We start from the raw sequence: 25,554 nt of genomic DNA on the forward strand, positions 1-25,554 counted from the left end.
ACTACTCGTCCACCGTCACGGGCTCGGCGTCCCACGCACCGTAGACGAGCTCGGTGTTCGAGGCGATCTGGGCCGCGAGCATCGAGGCATCGGTGCCCAGGGTGTCTGCCATCGACCGCAGGGTGAGCGGGATGAGGTACGGCGCGTTCGGACGACCACGGAACGGGGTGGGCGTCAGGAACGGCGCGTCGGTCTCGACCATGATCAGGTGCCGCGGGGCAACGACCAGGGCTTCACGCAACAGTGCGGCGTTCTTGAACGTCACGGTGCCGGCGAAGGACATGTACCAGCCGCGCTCGGCGCAGAGCCGGGCCAGGTCCGGTCCGCCGGAGAAGCAGTGGAAGACGGTGCGTTCCGGGGCACCCACGCGGTCGAGGACCTCGACCACGGCGTCGTGCGCATCGCGGTCGTGGATCGTCAGCGCGAGGTCGTGCTCCTTCGCGATGCGGATGTGCTCCTCGAACGAACGGACCTGGGCGTCGCGACCGTCCTCGCCGGTGCGGAAGAAGTCGAGGCCGGTCTCACCGATCGCCCGGACCCGCGGCAGCGCGGCGAGCCGTTCGATGCCGGCGAGGTGCTCGTCGAGCAGCCCCTGTTCCTGCAGTACGGGCGCTTCGTTCGGGTGCAGCGCGACGGCCGCCAGGACCCGGGGCTCCCGAGCGGCGATCGACGCGGACCACTCCGAGGTGGCGAGGTCCGTGCCGACCTGCACGACACCGCGGACGCCGACGCTGGAAGCACGGTCGAGGTGCTCGCGGTACTCGAGCGGACCGTCACCCCCGTCGCCGACACCGTCGGCGATCTCCATGTGGGTGTGGTTGTCGTACACCGGCACGACGAGCGCCTGGGGCAGCGGCGGGTACGTCAGGTCGCGCTTCGAGGCCCCGGACGCCCCGTCACTGCGGGACCGGACGTGCGACTCGGCGTCGGTCACTCGGAGACCTGCTCGATCCGGGGGAACAGCCCGCTCTCCAGTGGCACCACGTGCGACGCACCCTGCCACTCGTACGCGCGGTCGACCTGCTGCTCGGCGACGGACCCACCGGCGCCGATCGAGGCCCAGAGCTTCTCGGTCGCCTTCGGCATGACCGGGGACAGCAGGACGGTGACGGTGCCGAGGCCGCGGAGCGCGGTGGTCAGGACCGTGCCGAGGCGCTCGCGCTCGGCGTCGTCCTTCGCCAGGGCCCACGGCGCCTGCTCGGTGATGTAGCCGTTCAGGGCGTCGACGAGCTCCCAGACGCTGGCGATCGCCTCGTGCGGGGCGAAGGCGGCGATCGCGGCGTCGGCACGCTCGGTGACCGAGACGGCCAGGGCATCGATCGCCTGGTCGGACTCGGTCAGCGCACCGCGCGCCGGGACCTCGCCGTCGAAGTACTTCTGCAGCATCGCGACCAGCCGGGACGCCAGGTTGCCGTAGCCGTTCGCGAGTTCGGCCTGGTAGCGCGCCGAGATGTCTTCCCAGCTGAAGTTGCCGTCCTGCCCGAAGGTGATGGCGCGCAGGAAGTAGTAGCGGAACGCGTCGGACCCGAACGTGTCGGTGATCTCGGACGGCGCGATGCCGGTCAGCTTCGACTTGGACATCTTCTCGCCGCCGACGAGCAGCCAGCCGTGGCCGAAGACGCGCTCCGGCACGGGCAGCCCCGCGGCCATGAGCATCGCCGGCCAGATGACGGCGTGGAACCGGGCGATGTCCTTGCCGACGATGTGCACGCTCGGCCAGAGGCGCTGGAAGGCCTCGTCGTCGTCGGTGCCGTAGCCGAGCGCCGTGACGTAGTTGAGCAGGGCGTCGAACCACACGTACAGCACGTGGTCGCTGTCCCAGGGGATCGTGATGCCCCAGTCGAAGCTGGAGCGCGAGATCGACAGGTCGCGCAGCCCCTGCTTGACGAACGAGATGATCTCGTTGCGGACGCTCTCGGGCTGGATGAACAGCGGGTTCGACTCGTACAGGTCGAGCAGGCGCTGCTCGAAGTCGGACATCCGGAAGAAGTAGTTGCGCTCGGCCAGGACCTCGACCGGGATCGAGTGGATCGCACAGACCTGCTGCCCCTCGTACGCACCGGTGCCGGCCACCAGGTCGCTCGGCTGCTTGTACTCTTCGCAACCCACGCAGTAGAAGCCCTCGAACTCACCGGCGTAGATGAAGCCGTCGTCGTAGAGCTTCTGCAGGAACGCCGTCACGCCACGCTCGTGGCGCTGGTCGGTGGTGCGGATGAAGTCGTCGTTCGCCACGTCGACCGTGTCGAGCAGTGGCTTCCAGGCGTCGTTGACCAGGCGGTCGGCCCATTCCTTGGGCGAGACGTCGTTCGCCGAGGCGGTGCGCAGGATCTTCTGCCCGTGCTCGTCGGTGCCGGTGAGCAGCCAGGTGTCGTCACCACGCTGCCGGTGCCAGCGCGCGAGGAAGTCCGCGGCGACCTCGGTGTAGGCGTGCCCGATGTGGGGCACGTCGTTCACGTAGAAGATCGGCGTGGTGATGCTGAACGAGGACCCGGCGGACATGCGGACCATCCTACGGGCGCTCCGAACGCTGATGACGCGTGCGGCGGTGGACTGTGGAGAACCGGGTCCGGGAGGCCCGTGACGGACCCGCCCCGCGCCTCCAGACCGGCGGACGCGAACGTGACGAGCCCCGCTCAGCGCGCCGCGAGCGCCCCTTCGTACAGGTCGCGCTTCGACAGCCCAGTCGCGTCCGCGACCGCCGCGGCGGCCTCCTTCATGCGCATGCCGGCGGCCACCCGCTCGAGCACCAGGCGCACCCCGTCGTCGAGCGTTGCCTCTTCGGTGGCCTCGGCGGCCCCGGCGACGACGATGCAGATCTCGCCCCGCACGCCCTCGGACGCCCACGTGACGAGTTCGTCGAGCGGCCCGCGGCGGACCTCTTCGTAGAGCTTGGTGAGCTCACGGCAGACCGCGGCGCGGCGGTCGCCCCCGAACCCGATCGCCATGTCGGCCAGGGTCTCGGCCAGCCGGTGCGGCGACTCGAAGAACACCATGGTCCGCTGCTCCCCCGCCAGCGCCTGGAAGACGCGGCGGCGTTCCCCGGCCTTGCGGGTGGGGAACCCCTCGAACGTGAAGCGGTCCGTCGGCAGCCCGGACACGGCGAGCGCCATCAGCACGGCCGACGGCCCGGGCAGCGCGGTGACGGTGACCCCGGCTGCGGCTGCGGCCTCGACGAGCGGGAAGCCCGGGTCGCTGATCGCGGGCATGCCGGCGTCGGTGAGGACGACGACGTCCTCGTCACGGGCGAGCTCGACGACCTCGGACGCCTTCGCCCGCTCGTTGTGCTCGTGCAGGGCGATGAGCCGCGGACGGTTCTCGATGCCCAGGGCGCGCATCAAGTGGATGGCGGTCCTGGTGTCCTCCGCCGCGACGACCGTGGCGTTGGAGAGGGTCTCGACGAGACGGCGCGAGGCGTCCCCGAGGTTGCCGATGGGGGTTGCTGCGAGGACGATCACGCACCCATTGTCCCCGCACGGCGACGCCGGCGCGGCCCGGCGCAGCCACACCGGCGTCGTCCAGCGCGGCCGCGCGGCGCGTGCACGCCCGTCGCAGCGGGGACAGAGGTCGATCCGTAGGATGCTCAGCGATGACCAGCGAGCTGACCGACGACCGCACGGCCGTGCCCGACGGGCCGATCGGCTCGCGCCTGGACGACTGGTGGGGGCGGGTGCTCTCCACGTCGCAGCGGGTCGCCGTGTGGCGGTGGACGGGTCCGCTCGCCGTGACGCTCCTCGCCGCCGTGCTGCGGCTGGTGAACCTCGGCAACCCGCACTCGCTCGTGTTCGACGAGACGTACTACGTCAAGGACGGCTGGTCGATCGTGCACCTGGGGTACGAGGGCACCTGGCCCGCGAACCCGAGCGGTGACGGCGCCCCGACGACCGACGACCGGTTCGTCCGCGGCGAGACGGACGTCTTCACGAGTGCCGCTGAGTTCATCGCGCACCCGCCGCTCGGCAAGTACCTGATCGGCCTCGGGATGCTGCTGTTCGGGGCGGACAACTCGTTCGGTTGGCGCTTCACGGTGGCCGTGCTCGGCATCGCGACGGTGTTCCTCACCGCGGTGATCGCCCGGTCGCTGTTCCGCTCGACGATGATCGGCACGCTCGCCGGCTTCCTGCTCGCGATCGACGGGCAGGCCATCGTGATGTCGCGGGTGACGCTGCTCGACGGCATCCTGACGTTCTTCGTGATCCTGGGCTTCGGCGCGCTGTTGCTCGACCGGCGGCACAGCCAACGACGGCTCGACGCGTGGGTCGCCGACCGCGCCGCCGCCGGCCGGACCACCCTGTGGGGGCCGGTGCTCTGGTGGCGACCGTGGTTGTTCGCGATGGGCCTGGCCCTCGGGCTGGCGGCGGCGACGAAGTGGTCGGGGATGTACTTCCTGGCGTTCTTCGCCGTGTACTCGGTGCTGAGCGACATGATGATGCGCCGCCGGGCCGGGGTGGAGTTCTGGTCGTCGAGCGCGCTGCTGCAGCAGGCACCGGTGTCGTTCCTGCTGACCGTGCCGATCGCCGCGGTGACCTACGTGGCGTCGTGGACCGGATGGTTCGTGTCGAAGGACGGCTGGGACCGCAACTGGCTGTCGTCGGGCGGCGAACGGTGGACGGGGCTCCTCGCCTGGGTGCCGGACAGCCTGCAGAACTGGTGGCACTACCAGTCGGAGATCTACGCCTTCAACATCGGGCTGCACACCCCGCACTCGTACCAGGCGAACCCGCTGCTCTGGCTCGTGATGCAGCGCCCCACGTCGATGTTCTACGTCGGCACGGACGCCGGGCAGGACGGCTGCTGGGCGGACCGCTGCGGCGAGGCGATCACCGGCATCGCGAACCCGTTCATCTGGTACGCCTCGGTCATCGCGACGGTGGCGCTGCTCGTGCTCTGGGTCCTGCGCCGGAAGTGGGAGTACGGCTTCGTCCTGCTCGGCGTCGGGGCGGGGTACCTGCCCTGGCTGATGTACGTCGACCGGACGGTGTTCCAGTTCTACACGATCGCCTTCGAGCCCTACATGGTGATGGCGCTGGCCGCCGCGATCGGGTTGGTGCTCGGCAGACGGAGCGACGAACGGTCACGCCGGTCGCGGGCGATCCTGTGGATCGGCGTGTACCTGGGCGTCGTCGTGCTGGCCTCGGTCTACTGGTACCCGATGTGGACGGCGATGCAGGTGCCGTGGGACTTCGTCCGGTCGCACTACTGGATCCCCAGCTGGCTCTAGCCGGCAGGTCCGGCCGGTCCGGCCGCGCCCGTCGCGGTGGGCGCGCTGGTGGCGACCACCGCCGGTCTGGAGGCCCGTGGCGGCGCCGCCACGGGCCTCCAGTCCGCAGTGGTCAGGACTGCGCGTGCAGCGCGCGTTCGATCGACTCGCGGTCCAGCGGGTCGCCGAGCATCGGCGCGGTGTCGTCCGTGCCCGGCAGGACCCCCTGGATCAGGAGCTCCGCGTAGCGGCGCCACGCGTCCGGGTCGTGCTCGCGAGTGGCGTCGGCGACCGCGCCGACCATCGCCGTGAGCATCGGCAGGTCGCGGTAGTCGAAGCCCGTCCGGACGACGCCGGCGGTCTCGGCACGGCCGATGATCGCGGCGACCTGACGTTCGAGCCGATCGCGCTCCTGCACGATGGACGGGCGGGCCTTGCCGGCACGGACGATGGCGTCGGCGAGGGCACGGTCGCGGGCGCGGAACGCGAAGACGCCCATCAGGTAGACCCGGAGTGCCTCACGCGGGTCGGACACGTCCGCGGCGCGCGCTGCGGCGTCGTTCATGGCCTCGAACTTGGTGGCGAGCAGCGCCTCGATCAGGGAGTCCTTGTCGGCGAACCGGCGGTAGACGGTGCCGACGCCGACACCGGCCTCGTGCGCGATGTCGTTCAGCGTGACGGAGAGCCCGCGTTCCGCGAAGCACTTGCGTGCCGTCTGCAGGATCAGCTCGCGGTTGCGCGCAGCGTCGGCGCGCAGCGGTCGCTCGAGGTCGGACGCGGACTCGGTGGTGCTCACGATCTGACCGTAGTTGCACTTTCTGGGAACAAGTGGATGCCATCCTTCCGTTTCGGTCTACACTGGCCACAAACGGATGCCTCGCATCCGGTTTCGTCACCACCACACCACCGGAGTGCCCGACGGCGCGCACCTCCACCTCACCCTCCAACCTTCTCGAGGAGGCTGCCGTGACGGCAGAACACACCGTGCCGACCCCCACCGGGACAGCACCCACGGCTCCGGGCACCACCCCCGCCAAGAGCAACCACCGTTGGATCGCCCTGGCGGTCATCGCCCTCGCACAGCTGATGGTCGTGCTCGACGCGACCATCGTGAACATCGCCCTGCCCTCGGCCCAGGCCGACCTGGACTTCGGCACCGACCAGCGACAGTGGATCGTCACCGCGTACTCGCTGGCCTTCGGTTCGCTGCTGCTGCTCGGCGGGCGCCTCGGCGACCTGTTCGGACGCAAGAACACCTTCATCATCGGGCTCGTCGGCTTCGCCGTCGCCTCGGTGCTCGGTGGCCTGGCCGACTCGTTCGGCCTGCTCGTCGCGGCCCGCGCACTGCAGGGCGTCTTCGGCGCGCTGCTCGCCCCGTCCGCACTCGGCATGCTGACCACCACGTTCCGCGACCCCAAGGAACGTGGCCGCGCGTTCGGCATCTTCGGCTCCATCGCCGGCTCCGGCGCGGCCATCGGCCTGCTGCTCGGCGGCGTGCTGACCGAGTACGCGTCCTGGCGCTGGTGCCTCTACGTCAACGTCGTCTTCGCCGTGCTCGGCGTGATCGGCGCCCTCGTCTTCATGGAGAAGCCGCCGATGGTCGAGCGTCCGCGCATCGACGTGCTCGGCGTCATCACCATCACGCTCGGTCTGGTCGGCGTCGTCTACGGCTTCTCGAACGCCGAGACGAACGGCTGGGACTCCCCCGTCACGATCGCCATGCTCGCCGGTGGTGTCGTGCTGATCGCCGCGTTCGTGTTCATCGAGACCCGCGTCGCCCACCCGCTGCTGCCCCTGCGCGTCGTGCTCGACCGTGACCGCGGCGGCTCGTTCATCGCGATCGGCCTCGTCGCGATCGGCATGTTCGGCATCTTCCTGTTCCTGACCTACTACCTGGAGCAGACCCTGGGCTTCAGCTCGCTGCAGACCGGTCTCGCGTTCCTGCCGATGCCGCTGTCGATCATGATCTCGGCGACGCAGATCGGTGGCCGCCTGCTGCCGCGCGTCGGGCCGAAGATCCTCATCTTCGCCGGTGGCCTGGTCGCCGCGACCGGACTGCTCCTGCTGCTCCGCACCGACCTGGACAGCTCCTACGCGGGCACCGTCCTGCCGGCGCTGATCGTCATCGGTCTCGGCATGGGCACGATCTTCTCGTCCGCCATGAACACCGCGACCACCGGGGTCGCCCGGGCCGACGCCGGTGTGGCCTCGGCAACCGTCAACACCATGCAGCAGATCGGTGGCTCGATCGGCACGGCCCTGCTGTCGACGATCTTCGCCGACGTGGTGTCGAACAGCCTGTCCGGGCTGTCCGCCGCCCCGACGAAGCTGCAGCAGGCCCAGGCCACGCTCGACGGGTACCACGTGGCGTTCGGCATCTCGGCCGGCGTGCTCGTGCTCGTCGCCCTGGCCGGCGGACTGCTCATCAACCGGCAGTCGGTCCGGCTCGAGCGGCTCGCCCGCGCCGGGTCCGCGACGACCGGGAGCATCCCCGCCGCCGCGCACTGACGCTCGCGCTGCGCTGCGGCCCGCTCCGGTACTGCCGGGGTGGGCCGTTGTGCGGGGGGGCTGCGGCGACACCCGTTTCACGACGATCCACCTGTCGAACAACGCGTGCATCGTCGACGGATGCGCACGCACTCGGTGCCCGCGCATGTTCCGACGGACCACTCGTCGAACGACTGGTGGACCGTCGGTCACCGCCCACACACGCACCCCCGGTTGCGCCGTGTGTCCACGACTCTGGCCCACGTCAGGGGTGCGGATTATGGTGGCCCGCATGGCCCCCGTCCTGACCTCACCACTCGTGTCGACGCAGTGGCTCGCAGACCACCTCGGTGCTGACGAGCTCGTCGTGCTCGACGCCTCGGTGCACACGGTCGGGGCCGGGTTCGACACCACCTGGCTGCCCGGACGCGACGCCCACGAACAGCGCGGCCACGTGCCCGGCGCCCGCTTCGCCGACCTGATCGACGCCTTCTCGGCCGCCGACGCCGACGTCCCCTTCACCCGCCCCGGTGCCGAGCGCTTCGAGGCCGCCGCGGGGCAGCTCGGCGTGACGAACACGTCGACCGTGGTCATCTACGACGACAGCGTCGGTGAGTGGTCGGCGCGCCTGTGGTGGATCTTCCGCTCGTTCGGCTTCGACTCGGTCGCGGTGCTCGACGGCGGCTTCACGAAGTGGCGCGACGAAGGCCGGCCGGTCCGCGTGGGTGCACTCCGCGCGCCGGCGGCGCCGTCCGGCCCCGACGCCGGCGCGTTCCTGGCCGGCGAAGAACGCGCGCTCTGGGCCGACCACGACCGCGTGACCCGTGCCGTCTCCGGTGAAGAGCCGGCGTCCCTGGTGTTCGCCGCCTCGTGGGCTGCCCTGGGCGACGACCACCCGCCGATCGTGCCGGGCAGCACCCCGATCACGGCGGACTCGCTGGTGGACCCCGAGACGAACGCCTACCTGCGCGGGGCCGAACTCGAGCGGGCCTTCGCCGCGGTGATCGGCGCCGACGAGATCGTCACCTACTGCGGGGTGGGCAGCGCCGCGTGCGTCGACGCCCTGGCCCTGACGGTGCTCGGGCACGACCGGGTGCAGGTCTACGACGGCTCGCTGGCCGACTGGTGGCGGCACGAGCAACTGGCGTCCTGACCGATCCGATCGCGGAACGACGGCCGCGCCTGGCCGACGGCCGCCGACTGACTGCGGCCGGCTGACTGCCGCCGGCCGACGGCCGCGCCGCACTACCGTTGCACCATGAGCACCAGACGCGCGGTCATCCTCGGCGGCACCGGCGGCATCGGCTCGGCGGTCGCACGCGAGCTCCTCGACGCGTCCGGCCGGGGCGGCGACGACTGGCAGGTGGACGTCCTCGCCCGCCGGGGCGGCCCCGCAGCGGACGCCCTGACCGCCTCCGGCGCCACGTTCACGTCCGGCGACCGCCGCGACCGGTCCGTCCTGCGCGACCTGCTGCGCCCCGGAGCCGACCTGCTCGTCGACACCGTCGGCCTGACCCGTGACGACGCCCAGCAGCTCCTGCCGTTCCTCGACGACGTCGGCTCGACGGTCTTCGTGTCGTCCAGGTCGGTGTACGCCGACGAGCAGGGGCGGCACGCGAACTCGCTCGACAAGCCGGTGTTCGGCGGCGCGGTCACCGAGATCCAGCCCACGGTCACCGCCGGCGACGGCGACCCGACGAGTCGTGACGGCTACGGCGCCGCGAAGGTGGCGGCCGAGCAGGTCCTGCTCGACCACGGTGCCCCGGTCACGGTGCTCCGCCCGTCGAAGGTGTACGGCGTCGGCATCGGCCGCCCACGGGAGTGGTTCGTCGTCCGCCGTGTGCTCGACGGCCGGGAACGCATCCTGCTCGCCGACCACGGCCGCGGCGTCGACCACACGACGGCGGCGAGCGGCATCGGCTCGCTCGTCCGTGTGGTCGCGGACGCGCCGGACCGCCGGATCCTCAACGTCGCGGACGCCTCGGCCCCGACCGCGCTCGAGATCGTCCGCACGATCGGCGGGCACCTGGACCACCGGTTCGACGAGGTCCTGCTCGACGAGGACGCGCCCGCCTTCGTCGGCGGCACGCCGTGGTCGTCACGACCGCCGTTCGTCCTCGACACCACGGCGGCACGTGCACTGGGATGGGAACCGCCGGAGTTCGCGACCGCCGTCCTCCCCGAACTCGACTGGCTCGTCGAGACCGCCCGCGCCACCCCTGCGGACGGCGACGTGCCGTGGGCCGACGACCCCTTCTGGGAGCACCTGTTCGACTACGGTCCCGAGGACGCCGCACTCGCACTCCTCTCCCTCGACCTGGGCTGACACCGTGTTCCGGTCGGAGGTCCTGTTCATCGGCGGACGCTCCGGCGTGGGCAAGTCGACGGCGGCCGAGGCGCTGCACGACCTGCTCGTCGCGGCGGACGTCCGGCACGCGGTGATCGAGGGCGACCTGCTCGACCTGGCCCACCCGGCACCGCACGTCGAACACCCCGAGGCGCACCTGACGGAGCGGAACCTCGCCGCGCTCTGGGCCGGCTACCGGGCGATCGGACACCACCGGCTCGTCTACACGAACACCGTGTCCGTGCTCGAGCACGAGCGCCTCGCTGCGGCGATGGGCGACGACCCGCTGGTGCGTGTCGTCCTGCTCCGCGCCGCGGACGACACGACCGCCGAACGGCTCGCACGACGGGCGGGTGGCGCGGTCCCGCAGGCGCAGCTCGCGCACAGCACGCGGACGGCCGGGAGGCTCGACTCGGTCACCGCGGACACCGTCACCCGGGTGGACACGGACGGCCAGAGCCCCGCCCAGGTGGCCGCACGGCTCGCGTCGATCACGGGATGGCTCCCGCGCTGATCCCCCTGTGCGGCCTGTGCACAGGGGGCAGCTCGTCCACAGATCCCCCCGAGCGGTGGTCCGTCCAGTCGCCCGAGGGCACGCTGGAGCCATGAACGACAACCGCCTCGGCACCTCGGTCAGCCCCTACCTGCGGCTGCACGCCGACAACCCGGTCGACTGGCGCGAATGGGGCCCCGAAGCCTTCGCCGAAGCACGCGAGCGCGGGGTCCCGGTGCTGGTGTCCGTGGGGTACGCCACGTGCCACTGGTGCCACGTCATGGCGCGCGAGAGCTTCGCCGACCCGGAGATCGGCGAGCTGCTCCGGCGGGACTTCGTGTCGGTCAAGGTCGACCGCGAAGAGCGCCCTGACGTGGACGCGAGCCTGATGGCCTCGGCGAGTGCGTTCACGCAGCAGCTCGGCTGGCCGCTGACGACGTTCCTGACGCCCGACGGCCACGTCTTCTTCGCGGGGACGTACTTCCCACCCACTCCCGTCGGGCAGGTCCCGGCGTTCCGGCAGATCCTGGCAGCGGTGCTCGACGCCTGGACCGAACGTCGGCACGAGGTCGACGCGAACGCCTCGGCCATCGCGACGGCGATCCGGCAGGGTGCCGCGGCGGACGCGACCGCCCGCTCGGGCGAGAGCGGTGCCGGAGCCGACCCGGGCCTCCCGTCCGTCGACACCATCCGGGCCGTCACGGACCAGCTGTCCCAGGCAGAGGACACCACCTACGGTGGTTTCGGCGGCGCGCCGAAGTTCCCGAGCACACCGTTGCTCGAGTTCCTCGCCGACGCGGCGGCCGACGGCGACGCCGACGCCGACGGGTTGCTCGACCGGTCGTTGCACGCGATCCGCGCGTCCGAGCTGACCGACGCCGACGGCGGCGTCTTCCGGTACGCCACCAGGCGCGACTGGAGCGTGCCGCACTACGAACGGATGCTCTCCGACAACGCGGGGCTGCTCGCGGTCGCCGGTGCCGAGCAGGCCCGTGGCATCGCCGACTTCCTGCGGGACACCCTGCGCCGCGCCGACGGGGCGTTCGTCGCCGCACAGGACAGCGAATCGACCATCGACGGCCGTCGGGTCGAGGGCGAGTGGTACCGCCGACCGATCGCCGAGCGCGCCCAGCTCGACCCACCACCGCTGGACGACCAGGTGCTCACGGGGTGGAACGGCCTGGCGATCCGTGGGCTCGCGATCGCCGGCGCACGGCACGGTGATCCGGAACTCGTCGCGCTCGCCCGGGGTGCGGCCGACGCGGTCCTCGCCGCCCACGTGCAGGACGGCCACGTGTCGGTGCGGTCCAGCACACCGCGCGGGGTGTCCTCGGCACCGGCCACCGTCGAGGACGTCGGGCTGCTGGCCGAAGGGCTGCTCGAACTGGCCCTGGTGACGGGCGAGGTCTCCTACGCGACCGTCGCACGCTCGCTCGTCGACGACGGTCTGGCCGAGCGCTTCGACGTCGACCCGGTGCTGGCCGCTGCGGGGACGGTCACCGGCGAACAGCCGCAGACCGCGATGCGGTCCGGCACGGTGGCGCTGGCATCGGCCGCCGCGACACTCGGGGCACTGACGGGCGACCAGGAGCTGCGGACCACCGCGGCACGACTCGTCGCCGACCGGGCCCGCACCGGGACCGAACGCCCCCTGGGCCACGCGGACGCCCTCGGTGTCGCCCTCGCCCTGCAGCGGCCGTCGCGGGAGATCGTCGTCGTCACGAGCAGCACCGACGATCCGATGCAGGCCGTTGCACACCGTGCTCGGCGCCCCGGCACGGTCGTCGCCACCACCACGCCGGATCAGGCCCGCGACTGGGCCGCGGCGGGGTTCTCGTTGTTCGAGGGACGCGATGTGCTCGACCCCGCTGCGTACGTCTGCCACGACCGGGTGTGTGACCTGCCGTCCCGGTCGGCGGACGCGCTGGCCGGGCAGATCGTCTGACGCCCCTCCCGCCCGGCGCGCCTGTATCCTGGAATGCTCATGTCTTCTCCGCTGCCCGTCATCACGTACCCGCCCGAACTGCCGGTCTCGCAGCGGCGGGACGACATCGCGGCTGCCATCCGTGACAACCAGGTGGTCATCGTCGCCGGGGCCACCGGCTCGGGCAAGACGACCCAGCTGCCGAAGATCTGCCTCGAGCTCGGTCGGGAGCACATCGGGCACACCCAGCCCCGTCGGATCGCAGCCCGGACCATCGCGGAGCGTGTGGCGGAAGAACTGGGCGGCGGCGAACTCGGCGGACTCGTGGGCTACCAGGTCCGGTTCACCGACAAGGTCAGCTCCGAGACCCGCGTGAAGCTGATGACCGACGGCATCCTGCTGAACGAGATCCACTTCGACCGCGACCTCAAGCGGTACGACACGATCATCATCGACGAGGCGCACGAGCGGTCCCTGACGATCGACTTCCTGCTCGGCTACCTGAAGCGGCTGCTCCCCCGGCGCCCCGACCTGAAGCTCATCATCACGAGTGCGACGATCGACCCGGAGTCGTTCTCGAAGCACTTCGACGACGCCCCCATCATCGAGGTGTCCGGCCGCACCTACCCGGTCGAGATCCGGTACCGCCCCCTCGTCGCCGAAGACCAGGACGACGACGCCGACGACGAGTCGGACTCCCGCACCGGTGACAGCGGCAACGCTGCCGACGACCGCGACACCCTGCAGGGCATCACCGACGCCCTCGACGAGCTGGCGCAGGAGGACCCGGGCGACGTGCTCGTGTTCCTGTCCGGCGAGAACGAGATCCGCGACGCGCAGGACGCGATCGAGGGCAAGCGCTACCCGGGCACCGAGGTCCTGCCGCTGTACGGCCGGCTGTCCGCCGCCGACCAGCACCGCGTCTTCGAGCGCCGGCACACCCCGGGCGTCCGCCGTCGTGTCGTCCTCGCCACGAACGTCGCCGAGACCTCGCTCACCGTGCCCGGCATCAAGTACGTCATCGACACCGGGACGGCGCGCATCTCGCGGTACTCCCCGCGAGCCAAGGTGCAGCGTCTGCCGATCGAGGCGATCTCGCAGGCCAGCGCCAGCCAGCGCTCCGGCCGAGCGGGCCGCACGAGTGCCGGCATCGCGATCCGGCTCTACTCGGAGGACGACTTCGGCCGTCGCCCCGAGTACACCGACCCCGAGATCCTCCGGACGAACCTGGCCGCGGTGATCCTGCAGATGATCTCGCTCGGCTTCGGGGACATCGAGTCGTTCCCGTTCCTGCAGCCGCCGGACAGCCGGGGCGTGAAGGACGGCCTCGACCTGCTGCGCGAACTCCGCGCCGTCGACAAGGACGGCCGCATCACGAAGTCCGGGCGGCAGCTGACCCGGCTGCCGATCGACCCCCGCCTCGGTCGCATGGTGCTCGAAGCCGGGCGCCAGGGCGTCGGGCGCGAGGTCATCGCCATCGTCAGCGCCCTGAGCATCCAGGATCCCCGCGAGCGCCCCCTCGAGAAGCGTGCGCACGCCGACCAGCTGCACGCCCGCTTCGCCGACCCGACGAGTGACTTCCTGACCCTGCTGAACCTCTGGAACCACATCGAGGAGCAGCAGGAGGAACTGTCGTCGAGCGCGTTCCGGCGGCTGTGCAAGGCCGAGTTCCTCAACTACCTGCGCATCCGCGAGTGGCAGGACCTGTACCGGCAGCTGTCCCGCGCCGCGAAGCAGGTCGACGTCCGTGTCGGGCAGGCACGCTCCGAGGACGGCGACGCCGTGCACCGGGCCCTGCTCTCCGGACTCCTCAGCCAGATCGGGTTGCGCGACCGCGAGAAGCGCGACTACCTCGGCTCCCGGAACACCCGGTTCGTGGTGTTCCCGGGCAGTGTGCTCGCGAAGAAGCAGCCCGACGCGGTGATGGCCGCCGAGCTCGTCGAGACGAGCCGGCTCTTCGCCCGCACCGTCGGCCGGATCGACCCCGCGTGGGTGGAGCCGCTCGCCGGTGACCTGCTCAAGCGCACCTACGGGGAGCCGCACTGGGAGAAGAAGCAGGGCGCGGTCGTCGCCTACGAGCGCGTGACCCTGTTCGGCGTCCCGATCGTGCAGCGCCGCCGCGTGCAGTACTCGCGGATCGACCCGGAACACTCCCGCGAGCTGTTCATCCGGCACGCCCTGGTCGAGGGCGAGTGGGAATCGCAGCAGGCCTTCGACCGCGCCAACCGGAAGCTCCGCAAGGAACTCGAGCAGCTCGAGGAGCGCACCCGTCGCCGCGACATCCTGCTCGACGACGAGAACGTCTACGAGTTCTACGACGCCCGCATCCCGGCCGACGTCGCGACGACCCGCGACTTCGAGGGGTGGTGGCGGACCACCCGCCGCGAGCAGCCGGACCTGCTCACGATGCGCCGGTCGGACCTGCTGGACGAATCCGCAGCCGAAGCGGCCGAGGACGACGTCGAGTACCCGACCCAGTGGCACAGCGGCGACCAGCGCCTCGCCATCCAGTACCGCTTCGAGCCCGGCGCCCAGGACGACGGCGTGAGTGTGCAGGTCCCCCTCGCGCTCCTGCCCCGGATGCGCGAGGAGGGCTTCGACTGGCAGGTCCGTGGCCTCCGGAGAGAACTCGTCACCGCGCTCATCAAGTCGCTGCCGAAGCAGATCCGCAAGAACGTGGTGCCGGCGGCCGACTGGGCCGAGAAGATCGTCGCCGAACTGCCCGACGACGCCCCGACCGAGCCGACGGAGTCGTTCCGCGCCACCCTCGCCAAGGCGATCCAGCGCATGACCTACGTGCCGGTCTCCGAGTCCGACTTCGACCTGACCCGCGTCCCCGCACACCTGCTGCCGACATGGGCGGTGGTCGACGAGCGCGGTCGCCGGGTCGAGACCGGCAAGGACCTGTCGGCCCTGCAGACCAAGCTCAAGGACCGGACCCAGCAGAGCGTCGCCTCCGCCACGGCGAAGGGCGCGGGACGGTCAGGAGGCGCGGCTCGCGTCGCGTCCGCCGGCGCCGGTCGCCCGCTGGAACAGTCCGGACTCACCGCCTGGCCCGACCAGGACCTGCCGCAGACCCTCGACACCAAGCAGGCCGGCGGCGTCATCCGGGCGTACCCGTCCCTGGTCGAGGAAGGCACGGGTCCGAAGGCGACCGTCGGCGTGCAACTGCTCGCCACTCCCTCCGACCGCGTCGTCCGGATGCCCGCCGGGGTCCGCCGTCTGGTGATGCACGCGGTGCCGTCGCCCGTGTCGTACATCCAGTCGCACCTGACCGCGCAGGAGAAGCTCGCGCTCGCCGCCAGCCCCTACCCGTCGACCGCCGCGCTGTTCGACGACGTCCTGGCCGCCGTGGTCGACGCCGGCATCCGTCGGGCCCACCCGGACGGCATGGTCTTCACGAAGGCCGGGTTCGAGGCCGTCCGCGATGCCGTGTCGGCCACCGTCGTCGACACGATGTTCACCGCGGTGTCCGAGGTCGCGGCGGTGCTCGCCGCGCAACGCTCCGCCGAACGAGCGCTCAAGCAGGCGAACTCGATGTCGCTGCTCGCCGCCCTGAGCGACATGCGGCAGCAGATGGAGCGCCTGGTGTTCCCAGGGTTCGTCGCCGTCGCGGGGCTCGACCGCCTGCGTCGGATCCGCGTGTACCTGCAGGGCATCGAGGCGCGCGTGCAGAAGCTGTTGCAGAACCCCGGGCGCGACGCGACGTGGATGCGCGAGGTCACCGTGGCGACCGACCGCTACACCGATGCCGGCGGTGTCTTCCCGCCCGCGGTCGGGGCGCACCCGGAGCTCGTGCACGCGCGGTGGATGCTCGAGGAGTTCCGGCTCAGCCTGTTCGCGCAGGAACTCGGGACCGCCGAGACCGTCTCGTTGCAGCGGATCACGAAGGCCCTGACCGCGGCGCGCTGATGGGTCTACCGTGTCGGCCATGATCGGCACACTCGACGTCGTCGTCCTGGACTGCCCGGACACCCGCGCCCTCGCCCGCTTCTACGCCGAGCTGCTCGGCGGGGAGATCGTCGGCTTCGACGAGGACTGGGCGGAGCTCGCCCTCCCGTTCACCGACCACCGTCCGATCCTGGCGTTCCAGCAGGTCGACGACTACCAGGCGCCGGAATGGCCCGGGCAGACGGTCCCGCAGCAGAGCCACCTCGACGTGAAGGTCGACGACCTGGACGACGGCGAGGCCGCGGTGCTCGCGATCGGTGCGACGGCCACGGGGTCAGGCACGGAGACGTTCCGCGTCTACCTCGACCCCGCGGGCCACCCGTTCTGCCTCATCCGGCCGTCGGACTGACCGGTTCGGTCGCCAGGCCCTCGACCACGGTGACGTTCGGCAACGCGGTGAGTGCGGCGCCGGGCAGGAACAGCTTCGCGGCGCGGCGCCCGGCGCCGATGACGACCTCGGGGGCGTCGAGGACGCGCGCGTCGATGTAGAGCGGCCACGACGACGGCAGTCCGATCGGCGTGATGCCGCCGTACTCCATGCCGGTCAGCTCGACCGCCTCGTCCATCGGGGCGAAGCTCGCCTTGCGGACGTCGAGCAGCTGCTTCACGACCCTGTTGACGTCGAGCTTCGTCGATGCCAGGACGACGCAGGCGGCGTAGCGGACCTCGTCGCCGCGCTTCCCCGCGACGACGATGCAGTTGGCACCGCCGGCCAGCGGGTAGCCGTACGCCTCCGAGAACGCGGCGGTGTCGGCCAGGTCGGCGTCGATCGGTGCGCCCTCGATCTTCGTCAGGACGTCGCTCGGCAACGCGACGAGGGCTTCAGCGACGGGGATCGCGAGGAATCCGGTGGCGACCAGGGCGGGAACACGTTCGAGCGTCGGCATGGCTCCACCGTAGGGAAGCGATTCCGCACGAGGGTGGAGCCATGACCGAACTCCGGGCGATCGACGTCGACCAGTGGGCCCGCCGCGAGCACTTCGAGCACTACCGGCAGCGGGTGCCGTGCGCGTACGAGGTGACCGTCGAGCTCGACGTCACCGCCTTCGTCGAACGCGTCCGTTCGACCGGCCGACGGACCTACGCGTCACAGCTCTGGGCCATCGCGACCGTGGTGAACCGGCACGACGAGTTCCGGATGCAGCTGCTGGACGACGGCTCCCCCGCCGTGTGGGACCGCGTCCACCCGATGTTCACCGTGTTCCACCCGGACACCGAGACGTTCTCCGCCCTGGTCGTGCCGTACGACGACGACTTCGGCACCTTCCACGATGCCGCGGTGTCGACGATCGAGCGGTACCGCGACGACACCCGGATGTTCCCGCAGGACGACCGCCCCGGCAACGTGTTCGACGTGTCGACCCTGCCGGGGGCGTCGTTCACCGGGTTCTCGTTGCAGGTGCGTGACGGCTGGGACCACCTGCTGCCGATCATCACGCTCGGCGGGTACCGGACCGCTGGTGACCGGACGCTGCTCCCCCTGGCGCTGCACGTCAACCACGCCGCCGCCGACGGCTTCCACACGACCCGGCTGCTGCGCGAGCTCGAGGAGCTCTTCACCGACCCTGGCTGGCTCGGCTGACCCTGCCCGTCCTCGGACCGCATCTCCTACGCTGACCCCATGACGCCACAGTCGGAGCCCCTCGCCCGGAAACGCATCGGGCTCGTCGGCGCGGGCGGCATCTCCGTCGCGCACCTGCCCGGGCTGCTCCGCCTGGGCGATGTGGTGGTGCACGCTCGCGAGGGCGCCCACGAACTCGTCGACGCCTTCGCCGACACCGCCCGTGCCGAGGGCAGCACGATCACCGTCGCCGACAGCCTCGACGAGCTCCTCGCCGCGGTCGACGTCGTCGACGTCGTGGTCCCGACGCACGCCCACGCCGAGGTGGTCCGCGCGGCGATCGCGGCCGGCAAGGACGTCGTCTCCGAGAAGCCCCTGGCCCGGACCGACGCGGACGCGGCGGACCTGGCGGCCCGCGCTGCGGACGCGGGCGTCCAGCTCTACCCGGCCCAGGTGGTGCGCTGGTTCCCCGCGTACGCGCGCCTGCACGAGGCCGCGACCACGGGCCTCCTGGGCGACCTGGCGGTGTTGCGGTTCTCGCGATCCGGCGCCTTCCCCACCCACGTCCCCTGGTTCGGCGACCGCGCGCTGTCGGGCGGGATCGTGATGGACCAGATGATCCACGACCTGGACATCGCGCGCTGGGTGGCGGGCGAGGTGACCCGGGTGTCGGCGGTGAGCGTCCGCGCGGGGTCCGAGGCGGAGCCGGTCGAGGCGGCGCACGTCCTGCTCACGCACGAGTCGGGCGCAATCAGCCACGTCGCCGGGCTGTGGGGGCCGCAGCACCTGGCCTTCACGACGGAGTACTCGGTGACGGGGACGCTCGGCAGCCTGTCGCACTCCTCCCGGGCCGAGGAGGACACCCGGAGCGACCTGGCGGCGCCGGCGTCCGTCGACGGTTTCCTGCCGCCGGTGGACCCGGCCGCCGACCCGTACGCGCTGGAGCTCACCGACTTCCTCGCAGCGTTCGACGGCGGTCGGCCACCCCGGGTCACCGTCGACGACGGCGTCGCCGCGGTGCGGATCGCGAACGCGGCGATCGAGTCGATCGAGTCCGGCCAGCCGGTCGAGGTCGCACGGTGACGCTCCGGATCGGGGTGCTCTCGTTCGCCCACACGCACGCCATCAGCTACCTCGGTGTTCTGGCGGCCATGCCCGATGTCGAGGTGCGCGGCACGGACCCGGGCGGGGTGTCCACGGGGACGGAACTCGGCGACCTGCGCGGAGCCGAACTGGCACGCGCGCTCGGCGCCGGGTACGCGGACTCGGTCGACGAGCTGCTCGCCTGGGGCCCGGACGCGGTGATCGTCACGAGCGAGAACGCCCGGCACCGCGAGTTCGTCGAGCTCGCGGCGGCAGCGGGGGCACACGTGCTCTGCGAGAAGCCGCTCGCGACCTCGTGGCAGGACGGCCTCGCCATCCGCGATGCCGTGGACCGCGCCGGGGTGCTGCTGATGATGGCGTTCCCGGTGCGCTTCGCCTCGGCGTTCGACCGGCTGCGGGCGACGCGGGACTCGGGCGCACTCGGCACGGTGTTCTCGGTGCGGGGCGCGAACAACGGCATGCTGCCGCTCGCCCGCGACTGGTTCACCGACGTCCGGCTGAGCGGAGGCGGCGCCCTCGTCGACCACGTCGTGCACGTCGCCGACCTGATCGACGGGCTGACCGGAGCGACGCCGGTGTCCGTCACCGCCGTCGCGAACCAGGTGCTGCACGCCGACCGAGCGAACGCCGAGACCGCGGGCCTGGTGACCATCACGTACGACGACGGCACCATCGCGGCGATCGACTGCTCGTGGAGCCGACCGGACACGTCGCCGGTGTGGGGCGGCTTGACGCTCGACGTCGCCGGGACGGGCGGCACGGTGTCGGTGGACTTCTTCGGGGCGGCTGCTCGCGGGCTCGACGCCGTGGGCGGCCGGCCGATCGAGCTCCGGTACGGGCCCGACCACGACGTGCCGATGCTCCGGACGTTCCTGGCGGCCGTGGCGTCCGGGGAGCAGCCGCAGCCGGACGTCGGGGTCGGCCTGCGGACGCTGTCGATCGTGCTGGCGGCGCAGGAGTCGGTGCGGACGCGCCGGACGGTCGCGGTGCAGGCCGCGGGCTAGCCCCGCACCACACCGCGCCACCGTCGCCGCACGCCGCCCCACCCCTGCCCGCCGCCGCGCTACGCTCGTCCCGATGCGCGCAACCGTGCGGGACGTGGCTGCCCTCGCCGGGGTGTCCCCGAAGACCGTCTCCAACGTCGTCAACGGCGGCGTCGTCGTGCGCCCGGAGACCCGTGAACGCGTCGAGCGCGCGATCGCCGAGCTCGACTACGTGCCGAACCTGTCCGCCCGCGGGCTGCGGAACGGCCGCTCCGGAGCGATCGCGCTGACGCTGCCGGAGATGGGCAGCGCCTACTCCGCCGAACTCGCGCAGTCGTTCGTGGAACTCGCCCGCGAACGCGGCTGGGTCCTGCAGCTCGAGCAGACCGGCAACGACCCGACTCTCGAACACGAACTGGTGTCCCGCGCCCGCGCACACCTGGTGGACGGACTGATCCTCAACCCGGTGTCGCTCAGCGCGAGTGTCCTGGCCTCGACCGAGGGGCTGCCGCCGACCGTCGTCATCGGCGAGGTCGAGCCCGAGCACGTCGACCAGGTGCACGTCGACAGCCGTGCGGCGGCCGACCAGGTCACCGCACACCTCATCGCCCGCGGGCACCGGCGCATCGCGATCGTCGGCGCGTCAGCGGAGGGGGCTGCGACGGCGACGAGCGAGCTCCGCGAACACGGGTACACCGCAGCGCTCACCGCAGCGGGCATCACACCCGACCCGTCGCTCCGCGTCCCGCTGCCGGCGTGGACCACGAGCGCCGCGGCGACGACCTTCGCGGCCTGGCTCGACGAGCACCCCCTGCCCGACGCCGTCTTCGCCTTCACCGACTCGATCGCGTTCGGGGTGCTGCACGTGCTCGCCGCCCGCGGGGTCCGGGTGCCCGAGCAGGTCAGCGTCATCGGGTTCGACGACGTCGAGGCTGCCGCGTACGCGATCCCGTCGCTCAGCACGGTGTCGTTCGACCGTCGGGCCTTCGCGACGGCGGCACTCGACCTGCTGACCCGGCGGATCGCGGACCGCAGTGCCGCGCCGGAGACCGTCGTGGTGCCGCATCGGATCGTCGAGCGCGCGAGCGTCGCTGCCCGCTGAGCGCGTCGGCCGAGTCTCGGCCCGGCGGACAGTCGGCGCCCTCGGAACAGCGAGAACTGTCCGTCAGGCCGAGTCTCGGCCGGAACAGCCGTCAGCCGCAGCCGCCAGCACCGCCGACCGCGTCCGCGCATCGCCGAGGATCCGGAAGTGCCCGCCCACCGGCAACCGCACGTTCGTCGCGCCCTGCAGTTCGCTGCCCTCCGGGATGAGCGTGTCGAACACCCCGTACACCGACGTGATCCGCGCGTTGGCATCGAGTTCCCGCGCCAGTCCCGCCAGCACCGGGTCCGCCGCCCGGAACGCCCGCAGGTGCGGCACCGGCGCCAACCGCGCGTAGACCGACCCCGCGAAGGGCGTCGACACCGCGACCATCCGGTCGATCCGCTCGTGCTGGTCGAGCTGCGTCATCGCGTACTTGCCGATCAACCCGCCCTTGCTGTGCGCGAGCACGAGCACGTTCCGCAGGTCCCGTTCCTGCAGGTACGCCATCACCGCACGCGCCGAGTCCGGCACGGGTCGCAGGTTGTGCCGCAGGACCGGCAGCACGTGCACCGGGTGTCCCCGGTCGTGGAGCGCGTCCATCAGCGGCCGCATGAAGTGCCAGGTCTCGTAGACGCCGGGGACCACGACGACGGGCTGCCCGTCGCCGGTCCGGTAGTCGTCCGCGGTGGTCGGGCCGAGGCTCCGGACCTGCCACCGGGCCGCGTACCCCCAGTCGAGTGCGGCCCAGCAGGCACGCCGCACCAGCGGGACACGGCCTGGAGGCCCGGATCGCGTCGTCCGCGCCGCCTCGGTCCCCGACGTGGCCGGCCGGGTCATCGGAGTCCCTCCAGGCGCTCGGCGCTGCGGAACGTCTCGAGGAGTCGTGCGAGCGCGTCCGGCTGCCGTTCCTGCACGTGGTGCGGCCCCGCCAGTTCCACGAAGGTGCCGTCCGGCGCAGCGGCCGCGAGCCGGGCCGACCAGTCGTGCCGCGCGATGGGGTCCTGGGTGCCGCGGACGACGAGGACGGGCTGCGTGACCTCGGTGATCGTCTGCTCGGCCGGGTAGCGGAGCATCGGCCCGAGCTCGCGCAGGTACTGGCGCATGCTCCGGAGGTAGTCGGTGACCAGGACCGTGTTCATCCGGACCCCTCGACGAAGCCGTCGCGGCCCAGGTCGAGCGCCTGCATCGGGAGCGATCGCCGCTCGGCGTCGATCACCGGACCGACGAGCACGATCGCCGTGACGGCGTCGGGGTGACGGCGGGCGGACTCGATGACGACCTGCGTGCCCATCGACTGCCCGACGAGCACCAGGTCATCGTCGACCAGGTGTCGGACGGCCCGCACCACCACGTCGCCGAGCTCTTCGATCGACAGCCACCGACCGGCCGCGGGCAACCAGCCGAACCCCGGCAGGTCGACGCTGATCGTGTGGTGCTCGGCGGCGACGGCGCGCTGCGACCGGGCGAAGGACCGGTGGGACATCCCGATGCCGTGGACGAACACGACGGAGGGGTCGGCCTCGTCGCGGAGCGGCCCGCGCGACGGCATGGTGTGCAGGCGCACGGGCAGCCCGTCGATCCGGACGGTCTCCACAGCAGCGCGCACGAGCCGAGGCTACGCGGCGGTTCGCAGCACCGGGTCAGCCTGGTCATCGGCTGCCCACAGCCGGGCCGTGTGGAGTGCTGGCATGAGCGACACCACTCCCACCAACGGCCACGAACCGGACGGCTCCGTCCCGGCGAACCGGGCGACGACGCCGACCGGCTGGGACGCCACCCCGACGTCGACCGCCACGCTCGACGGGCCCGCGCTCGCGCAACAACAGCAGCCGCAGCCGTACCGCGCCGACACCGGAGCCTGGAACCCCGGCGCCCCGAACGGCACCACCCCCTGGTACGGCGCCGGAGCCCCGGGCAACCGCCGGAGCACCGGCCCGAAGCCCCCGTGGTTCTGGCCGCTGCTCGCCGCCGTCGTCGCACTCGCAGCGTTGCTCGTCGGTGGCGGCGTCGGGTTCGCCGTCGGCCACGCGATCGGCGCCGATCGGTCACAGTCCACGACCCGGGTGCCGGGCACGGACCGGTTCCCGGGCAACGGCACCGGGAGCTGACCGGCGGGTACGATCCGGACCATGCGGAAGACCACTGCCGGTCTGTTCACGTCGGTCGACGGCGTCGTGCAGGACCCCTACGAGTTCCAGTACGACAGCTTCGACGCCGAGCTCGGTGCCGCGATGGGTGCCTTCACGGCCCGCACCGACACCGTGCTGCTCGGCCGGAACAGCTACCTCGAGTGGTCCGATTGGTGGCCGGCCCACCCGGAGGACCCCTTCGGGCAGTGGATCAACCCGATCGAGAAGCACGTGGCCTCCACCACGCTCGGCGACGACCTGACCTGGCAGAACAGCACCCGGATCCCGGGCGACGTCCCCGCGTTCGTCCGCGACCTGCAGCAGCGCGACGGAGCCGACATCGCCGTGTGCGGCAGTGTCACGCTCGTCCGCAGCCTGCTGTTCGCCGGGGTCCTCGACGAACTGCAGCTCATGATCCACCCGGCGATCGCCGGCCGTGGCCGGCGGCTGTTCGAACCGACCGACCCGCCCACGCGCCTGCGTCTGGTCGACAGCACCGTGACGAGCAAGGGGAACGTGCTGAACACCTACGGGCGGTTCGACGCCTGACGGACGCACCACGGGCCTCCCGGCCCCTGCCCGTCATGCGCCCTGCCGAACCGCGCGTACCCTCGTGGGTGACCACACGCACCCGAGGAACACCGGAGCAAGCATGACCCAGGACACCCGCCCGCACGTCGTCATCGTCGGCGGTGGATTCGCCGGTGTGGCCGCCATGCGTGAGCTCGCCGACGCGCCGGTCCGGGTGACCCTGGTCGACCGCCACGTCTACAACATGTTCCAGCCCCTGATGTACCAGGTGGCGACGGGCGGCCTGAACGCCGGCGACGTGACGTACTTCCTGCGCTCGCTCCGTGCCCGGCAGTCGAACGCGGAGTTCCGCCACGGCCTGCTCACCGGCATCCGCACCGACGAGCGCATCGCCGAGATGTCCGACGGCGAACACCTGCACTACGACTACCTGATCCTCGCCAACGGCGTGAACACGAGCTACTTCGGCACCCCCGGCGCGTACGAGTACGCGTACTCGATGTACTCCCGCTCGCAGGCGCTCCGCATCCGCGACGAGCTGTTCACCCGACTCGAAGAGGCGGCGGCGAACCAGGGCCCCGACGAGATCCGCATCGTCATCGTCGGCGGCGGCGCGACCGGCGTCGAGATGGCCGGCGCGCTCGCCGAGCTCCGCGACCAGGCCCTCGTCGGCGCGTACCCGGAGATCGAGCGGGGCAACATCTCCATCACGCTCGTGCACCGCAGTGGTGAGCTGCTCAAGCCGTTCGCCCCGCGCCTGCGTCGCTACGCCGCCAAGGTGCTGCGGAAGCGCGGTGTCGTGCTCCGGCTGAACACGGGCGTCTCCGAGGTCAAGCCCGACGGCGTGATGACCGCGGACGGCGAGTTCATCCCCGCGTCGCAGGTCGTCTGGGCGACCGGTGTCGCCGCCCACAAGGAGGTCTCCGGCTGGGGCCTGCCGCAGACCCACGGGGGCCGCATCCAGGTGAACGACGACCTGAGCGTGAAGGGCGCCGAGCGCATCTTCTCCGCCGGCGACATCGCCGCGCAGGACGACGCCCTCGCCCAGCTCGCCCAGCCCGCACTGCAGGGCGGCCGGCACTCGGCGCGGCAGATCGTGCGCCTGCTCGAGGGCAAGGCCACCGAGCGCTTCAAGTACTTCGACAAGGGCACCATGGCGACGATCGGCACGAACGCCGCGGTCGCCCAGCTGCGCGGCGGGATCACGATGGTCGGCCCGGTCGCCTGGCTCGCCTGGGTGTTCGTGCACATCACGAGCCTGCTCGGCGCCGGCAACCGGATGTCGACCCTGACGCACTTCTTCGTCCGCTACGTGTGGTTCATGCGGAAGCGCTCGATCCCGATCGTCGGCGACGTCCGCCCGGTGCGCCCGAACGGCGACCGCGAGCCGGACCCCTGGCAGCTGCAGAAGGCCGAGTAGCCGCCGAGTCCACTCGCGCGCTCGCGCGCTCGCTTCGTGAGCAGGAACGGTCGAGTCCGCACGTCGGACCCGACCGTTCCTGCTCACGGTGTGCGTGCGGCGGACGTTGGGCGCGACGGTCTGGAGGCGCGGTGCGGGCTGGCCACGGGCCTCCTGGCCGACGCGTGGTGCGCGGGGCTGGCGCCGACGCGGAACGACCATGTCGCCGTCGTACGACAGCGACATGGTCGCTGTGCGCGCAGCGCGATGGTCCGCACGTTCGGCGTCGACACTGACGAGCCTGGTACACCCCGCTCGTTGAGCCTCCTCTTACCCGCGAGAGGCACCCTGGTCGGCGACACGC

The 25,554-nt window shown here is 71.7% G+C and carries 23 protein-coding genes; 15 read left to right on the forward strand and 8 right to left on the reverse strand.

Going from position 1 to position 25,554, the window contains the following annotated elements; all coding sequences use genetic code 11:
* Position 1: 1 nt before the first annotated feature.
* From QRN30_RS04720 to rsmI, 3 genes are all read right to left on the reverse strand, one after another.
* Complete coding sequence (locus QRN30_RS04720; RefSeq protein ID WP_017886955.1) at positions 2-934, reverse strand: TatD family hydrolase; 933 nt, start codon at positions 932-934, stop codon at positions 2-4.
* Positions 931-2,499 carry a methionine--tRNA ligase gene (gene metG / locus QRN30_RS04725; RefSeq protein ID WP_284760562.1) on the reverse strand — a complete coding sequence of 523 codons (1,569 nt, stop codon included), beginning with the start codon at positions 2,497-2,499 and terminating at the stop codon, positions 931-933. Before metG ends, QRN30_RS04720 begins: the two co-directional genes overlap by 4 nt.
* Positions 2,500-2,633: 134 nt before the next feature.
* Entirely contained in the window at positions 2,634-3,455 is an 822-nt protein-coding gene (rsmI, locus tag QRN30_RS04730; RefSeq protein ID WP_056070187.1) for a 16S rRNA (cytidine(1402)-2'-O)-methyltransferase, read from the reverse strand.
* A gap of 131 nt (positions 3,456-3,586) precedes the next feature.
* Here rsmI and QRN30_RS04735 point away from each other — a divergent pair, with 131 nt between their 5' ends.
* Complete coding sequence (locus QRN30_RS04735; RefSeq protein ID WP_284760563.1) at positions 3,587-5,218, forward strand: dolichyl-phosphate-mannose--protein mannosyltransferase; 1,632 nt, start codon at positions 3,587-3,589, stop codon at positions 5,216-5,218.
* A gap of 112 nt (positions 5,219-5,330) precedes the next feature.
* On the opposite strand, the gene QRN30_RS04740 is transcribed toward QRN30_RS04735, so the two are convergent.
* Positions 5,331-5,993, reverse strand: a complete 663-nt coding sequence (locus tag QRN30_RS04740; RefSeq protein ID WP_017886959.1) for a TetR/AcrR family transcriptional regulator — start codon at positions 5,991-5,993, stop codon at positions 5,331-5,333.
* A gap of 170 nt (positions 5,994-6,163) precedes the next feature.
* Here QRN30_RS04740 and QRN30_RS04745 point away from each other — a divergent pair, with 170 nt between their 5' ends.
* The 7 genes from QRN30_RS04745 (at position 6,164) to QRN30_RS04775 (ending at position 16,748) form a co-directional block, all read left to right on the forward strand.
* Positions 6,164-7,705, forward strand: a complete 1,542-nt coding sequence (locus tag QRN30_RS04745; RefSeq protein WP_159556076.1) for an MFS transporter — start codon at positions 6,164-6,166, stop codon at positions 7,703-7,705.
* 271 nt (positions 7,706-7,976) lie between these two features.
* Positions 7,977-8,837, forward strand: a complete 861-nt coding sequence (locus QRN30_RS04750) for a sulfurtransferase (protein WP_159556077.1) — start codon at positions 7,977-7,979, stop codon at positions 8,835-8,837.
* A 105-nt stretch (positions 8,838-8,942) separates the two neighbouring features.
* A complete protein-coding gene (locus QRN30_RS04755) occupies positions 8,943-10,010 on the forward strand; it encodes an NAD-dependent epimerase/dehydratase family protein (protein ID WP_017886962.1) in 1,068 nt (355 codons plus the stop codon).
* Between the two features lie 4 nt (positions 10,011-10,014).
* Positions 10,015-10,545 carry an AAA family ATPase gene (locus QRN30_RS04760; RefSeq protein WP_071250689.1) on the forward strand — a complete coding sequence of 177 codons (531 nt, stop codon included), beginning with the start codon at positions 10,015-10,017 and terminating at the stop codon, positions 10,543-10,545.
* A 91-nt stretch (positions 10,546-10,636) separates the two neighbouring features.
* On the forward strand, positions 10,637-12,469 hold the full coding sequence (locus tag QRN30_RS04765; RefSeq protein WP_284760564.1) for a thioredoxin domain-containing protein: 1,833 nt from the start codon (positions 10,637-10,639) through the stop codon (positions 12,467-12,469).
* Positions 12,470-12,508: 39 nt separating this feature from the next.
* The gene (gene hrpA / locus QRN30_RS04770) at positions 12,509-16,360 is read left to right on the forward strand and encodes an ATP-dependent RNA helicase HrpA (protein WP_214585146.1); all 3,852 of its coding nucleotides are present in this window, start codon (positions 12,509-12,511) and stop codon (positions 16,358-16,360) included.
* A 19-nt stretch (positions 16,361-16,379) separates the two neighbouring features.
* Complete coding sequence (locus tag QRN30_RS04775) at positions 16,380-16,748, forward strand: VOC family protein (protein WP_042540251.1); 369 nt, start codon at positions 16,380-16,382, stop codon at positions 16,746-16,748.
* Here the strand turns inward: QRN30_RS04775 and QRN30_RS04780 are convergent.
* Positions 16,729-17,286: a YbaK/EbsC family protein gene (locus QRN30_RS04780; RefSeq protein ID WP_056070162.1), complete on the reverse strand. Its 558-nt coding sequence runs from the start codon at positions 17,284-17,286 to the stop codon at positions 16,729-16,731. The genes QRN30_RS04775 and QRN30_RS04780 overlap by 20 nt on opposite strands.
* Before the next feature lie 41 nt (positions 17,287-17,327).
* Here QRN30_RS04780 and QRN30_RS04785 point away from each other — a divergent pair, with 41 nt between their 5' ends.
* From QRN30_RS04785 to QRN30_RS04800, 4 genes are all read left to right on the forward strand, one after another.
* Positions 17,328-17,981, forward strand: a complete 654-nt coding sequence (locus QRN30_RS04785; RefSeq protein WP_262117956.1) for a CatA-like O-acetyltransferase — start codon at positions 17,328-17,330, stop codon at positions 17,979-17,981.
* Between the two features lie 39 nt (positions 17,982-18,020).
* Positions 18,021-19,043 carry a Gfo/Idh/MocA family protein gene (locus QRN30_RS04790; RefSeq protein ID WP_214533210.1) on the forward strand — a complete coding sequence of 341 codons (1,023 nt, stop codon included), beginning with the start codon at positions 18,021-18,023 and terminating at the stop codon, positions 19,041-19,043.
* On the forward strand, positions 19,040-20,068 hold the full coding sequence (locus QRN30_RS04795) for a Gfo/Idh/MocA family protein (protein WP_262117958.1): 1,029 nt from the start codon (positions 19,040-19,042) through the stop codon (positions 20,066-20,068). The genes QRN30_RS04790 and QRN30_RS04795 overlap by 4 nt, the downstream gene beginning before the upstream one ends.
* 73 nt (positions 20,069-20,141) lie before the next feature.
* Positions 20,142-21,149 carry a LacI family DNA-binding transcriptional regulator gene (locus tag QRN30_RS04800; RefSeq protein ID WP_284760565.1) on the forward strand — a complete coding sequence of 336 codons (1,008 nt, stop codon included), beginning with the start codon at positions 20,142-20,144 and terminating at the stop codon, positions 21,147-21,149.
* A gap of 63 nt (positions 21,150-21,212) precedes the next feature.
* Here QRN30_RS04800 and QRN30_RS04805 read toward each other — a convergent pair whose 3' ends face one another.
* The 3 genes from QRN30_RS04805 to QRN30_RS04815 are packed head-to-tail and all read right to left on the reverse strand — an operon-like array spanning position 21,213 to position 22,737.
* Positions 21,213-21,968 (reverse strand): esterase/lipase family protein, encoded by a 756-nt coding sequence (locus QRN30_RS04805; protein ID WP_350225046.1) that lies wholly within the window; start codon positions 21,966-21,968, stop codon positions 21,213-21,215.
* Positions 21,965-22,270, reverse strand: a complete 306-nt coding sequence (locus QRN30_RS04810) for an alpha/beta fold hydrolase (protein WP_056070145.1) — start codon at positions 22,268-22,270, stop codon at positions 21,965-21,967. The genes QRN30_RS04805 and QRN30_RS04810 overlap by 4 nt, the downstream gene beginning before the upstream one ends.
* On the reverse strand, positions 22,267-22,737 hold the full coding sequence (locus QRN30_RS04815) for an alpha/beta fold hydrolase (protein WP_156463823.1): 471 nt from the start codon (positions 22,735-22,737) through the stop codon (positions 22,267-22,269). Before QRN30_RS04815 ends, QRN30_RS04810 begins: the two co-directional genes overlap by 4 nt.
* An 82-nt stretch (positions 22,738-22,819) precedes the next feature.
* Here QRN30_RS04815 and QRN30_RS04820 point away from each other — a divergent pair, with 82 nt between their 5' ends.
* The 3 genes from QRN30_RS04820 to QRN30_RS04830 all read left to right on the forward strand — a co-directional run bounded on the left by QRN30_RS04820 (position 22,820) and on the right by QRN30_RS04830 (position 25,211).
* The gene (locus QRN30_RS04820) at positions 22,820-23,239 is read left to right on the forward strand and encodes a hypothetical protein (RefSeq protein WP_214585140.1); all 420 of its coding nucleotides are present in this window, start codon (positions 22,820-22,822) and stop codon (positions 23,237-23,239) included.
* Between the two features lie 21 nt (positions 23,240-23,260).
* On the forward strand, positions 23,261-23,809 hold the full coding sequence (locus QRN30_RS04825) for a dihydrofolate reductase family protein (protein WP_056070136.1): 549 nt from the start codon (positions 23,261-23,263) through the stop codon (positions 23,807-23,809).
* Between the two features lie 103 nt (positions 23,810-23,912).
* Positions 23,913-25,211 carry an NAD(P)/FAD-dependent oxidoreductase gene (locus tag QRN30_RS04830; protein WP_017886975.1) on the forward strand — a complete coding sequence of 433 codons (1,299 nt, stop codon included), beginning with the start codon at positions 23,913-23,915 and terminating at the stop codon, positions 25,209-25,211.
* The last annotated feature ends 343 nt before the right edge of the window (positions 25,212-25,554 follow it).

The organism is Curtobacterium sp. MEB011 (assembly GCF_030209655.1).
GTDB classification, from domain to species: Bacteria; Actinomycetota; Actinomycetes; order Actinomycetales; family Microbacteriaceae; genus Curtobacterium; species Curtobacterium poinsettiae.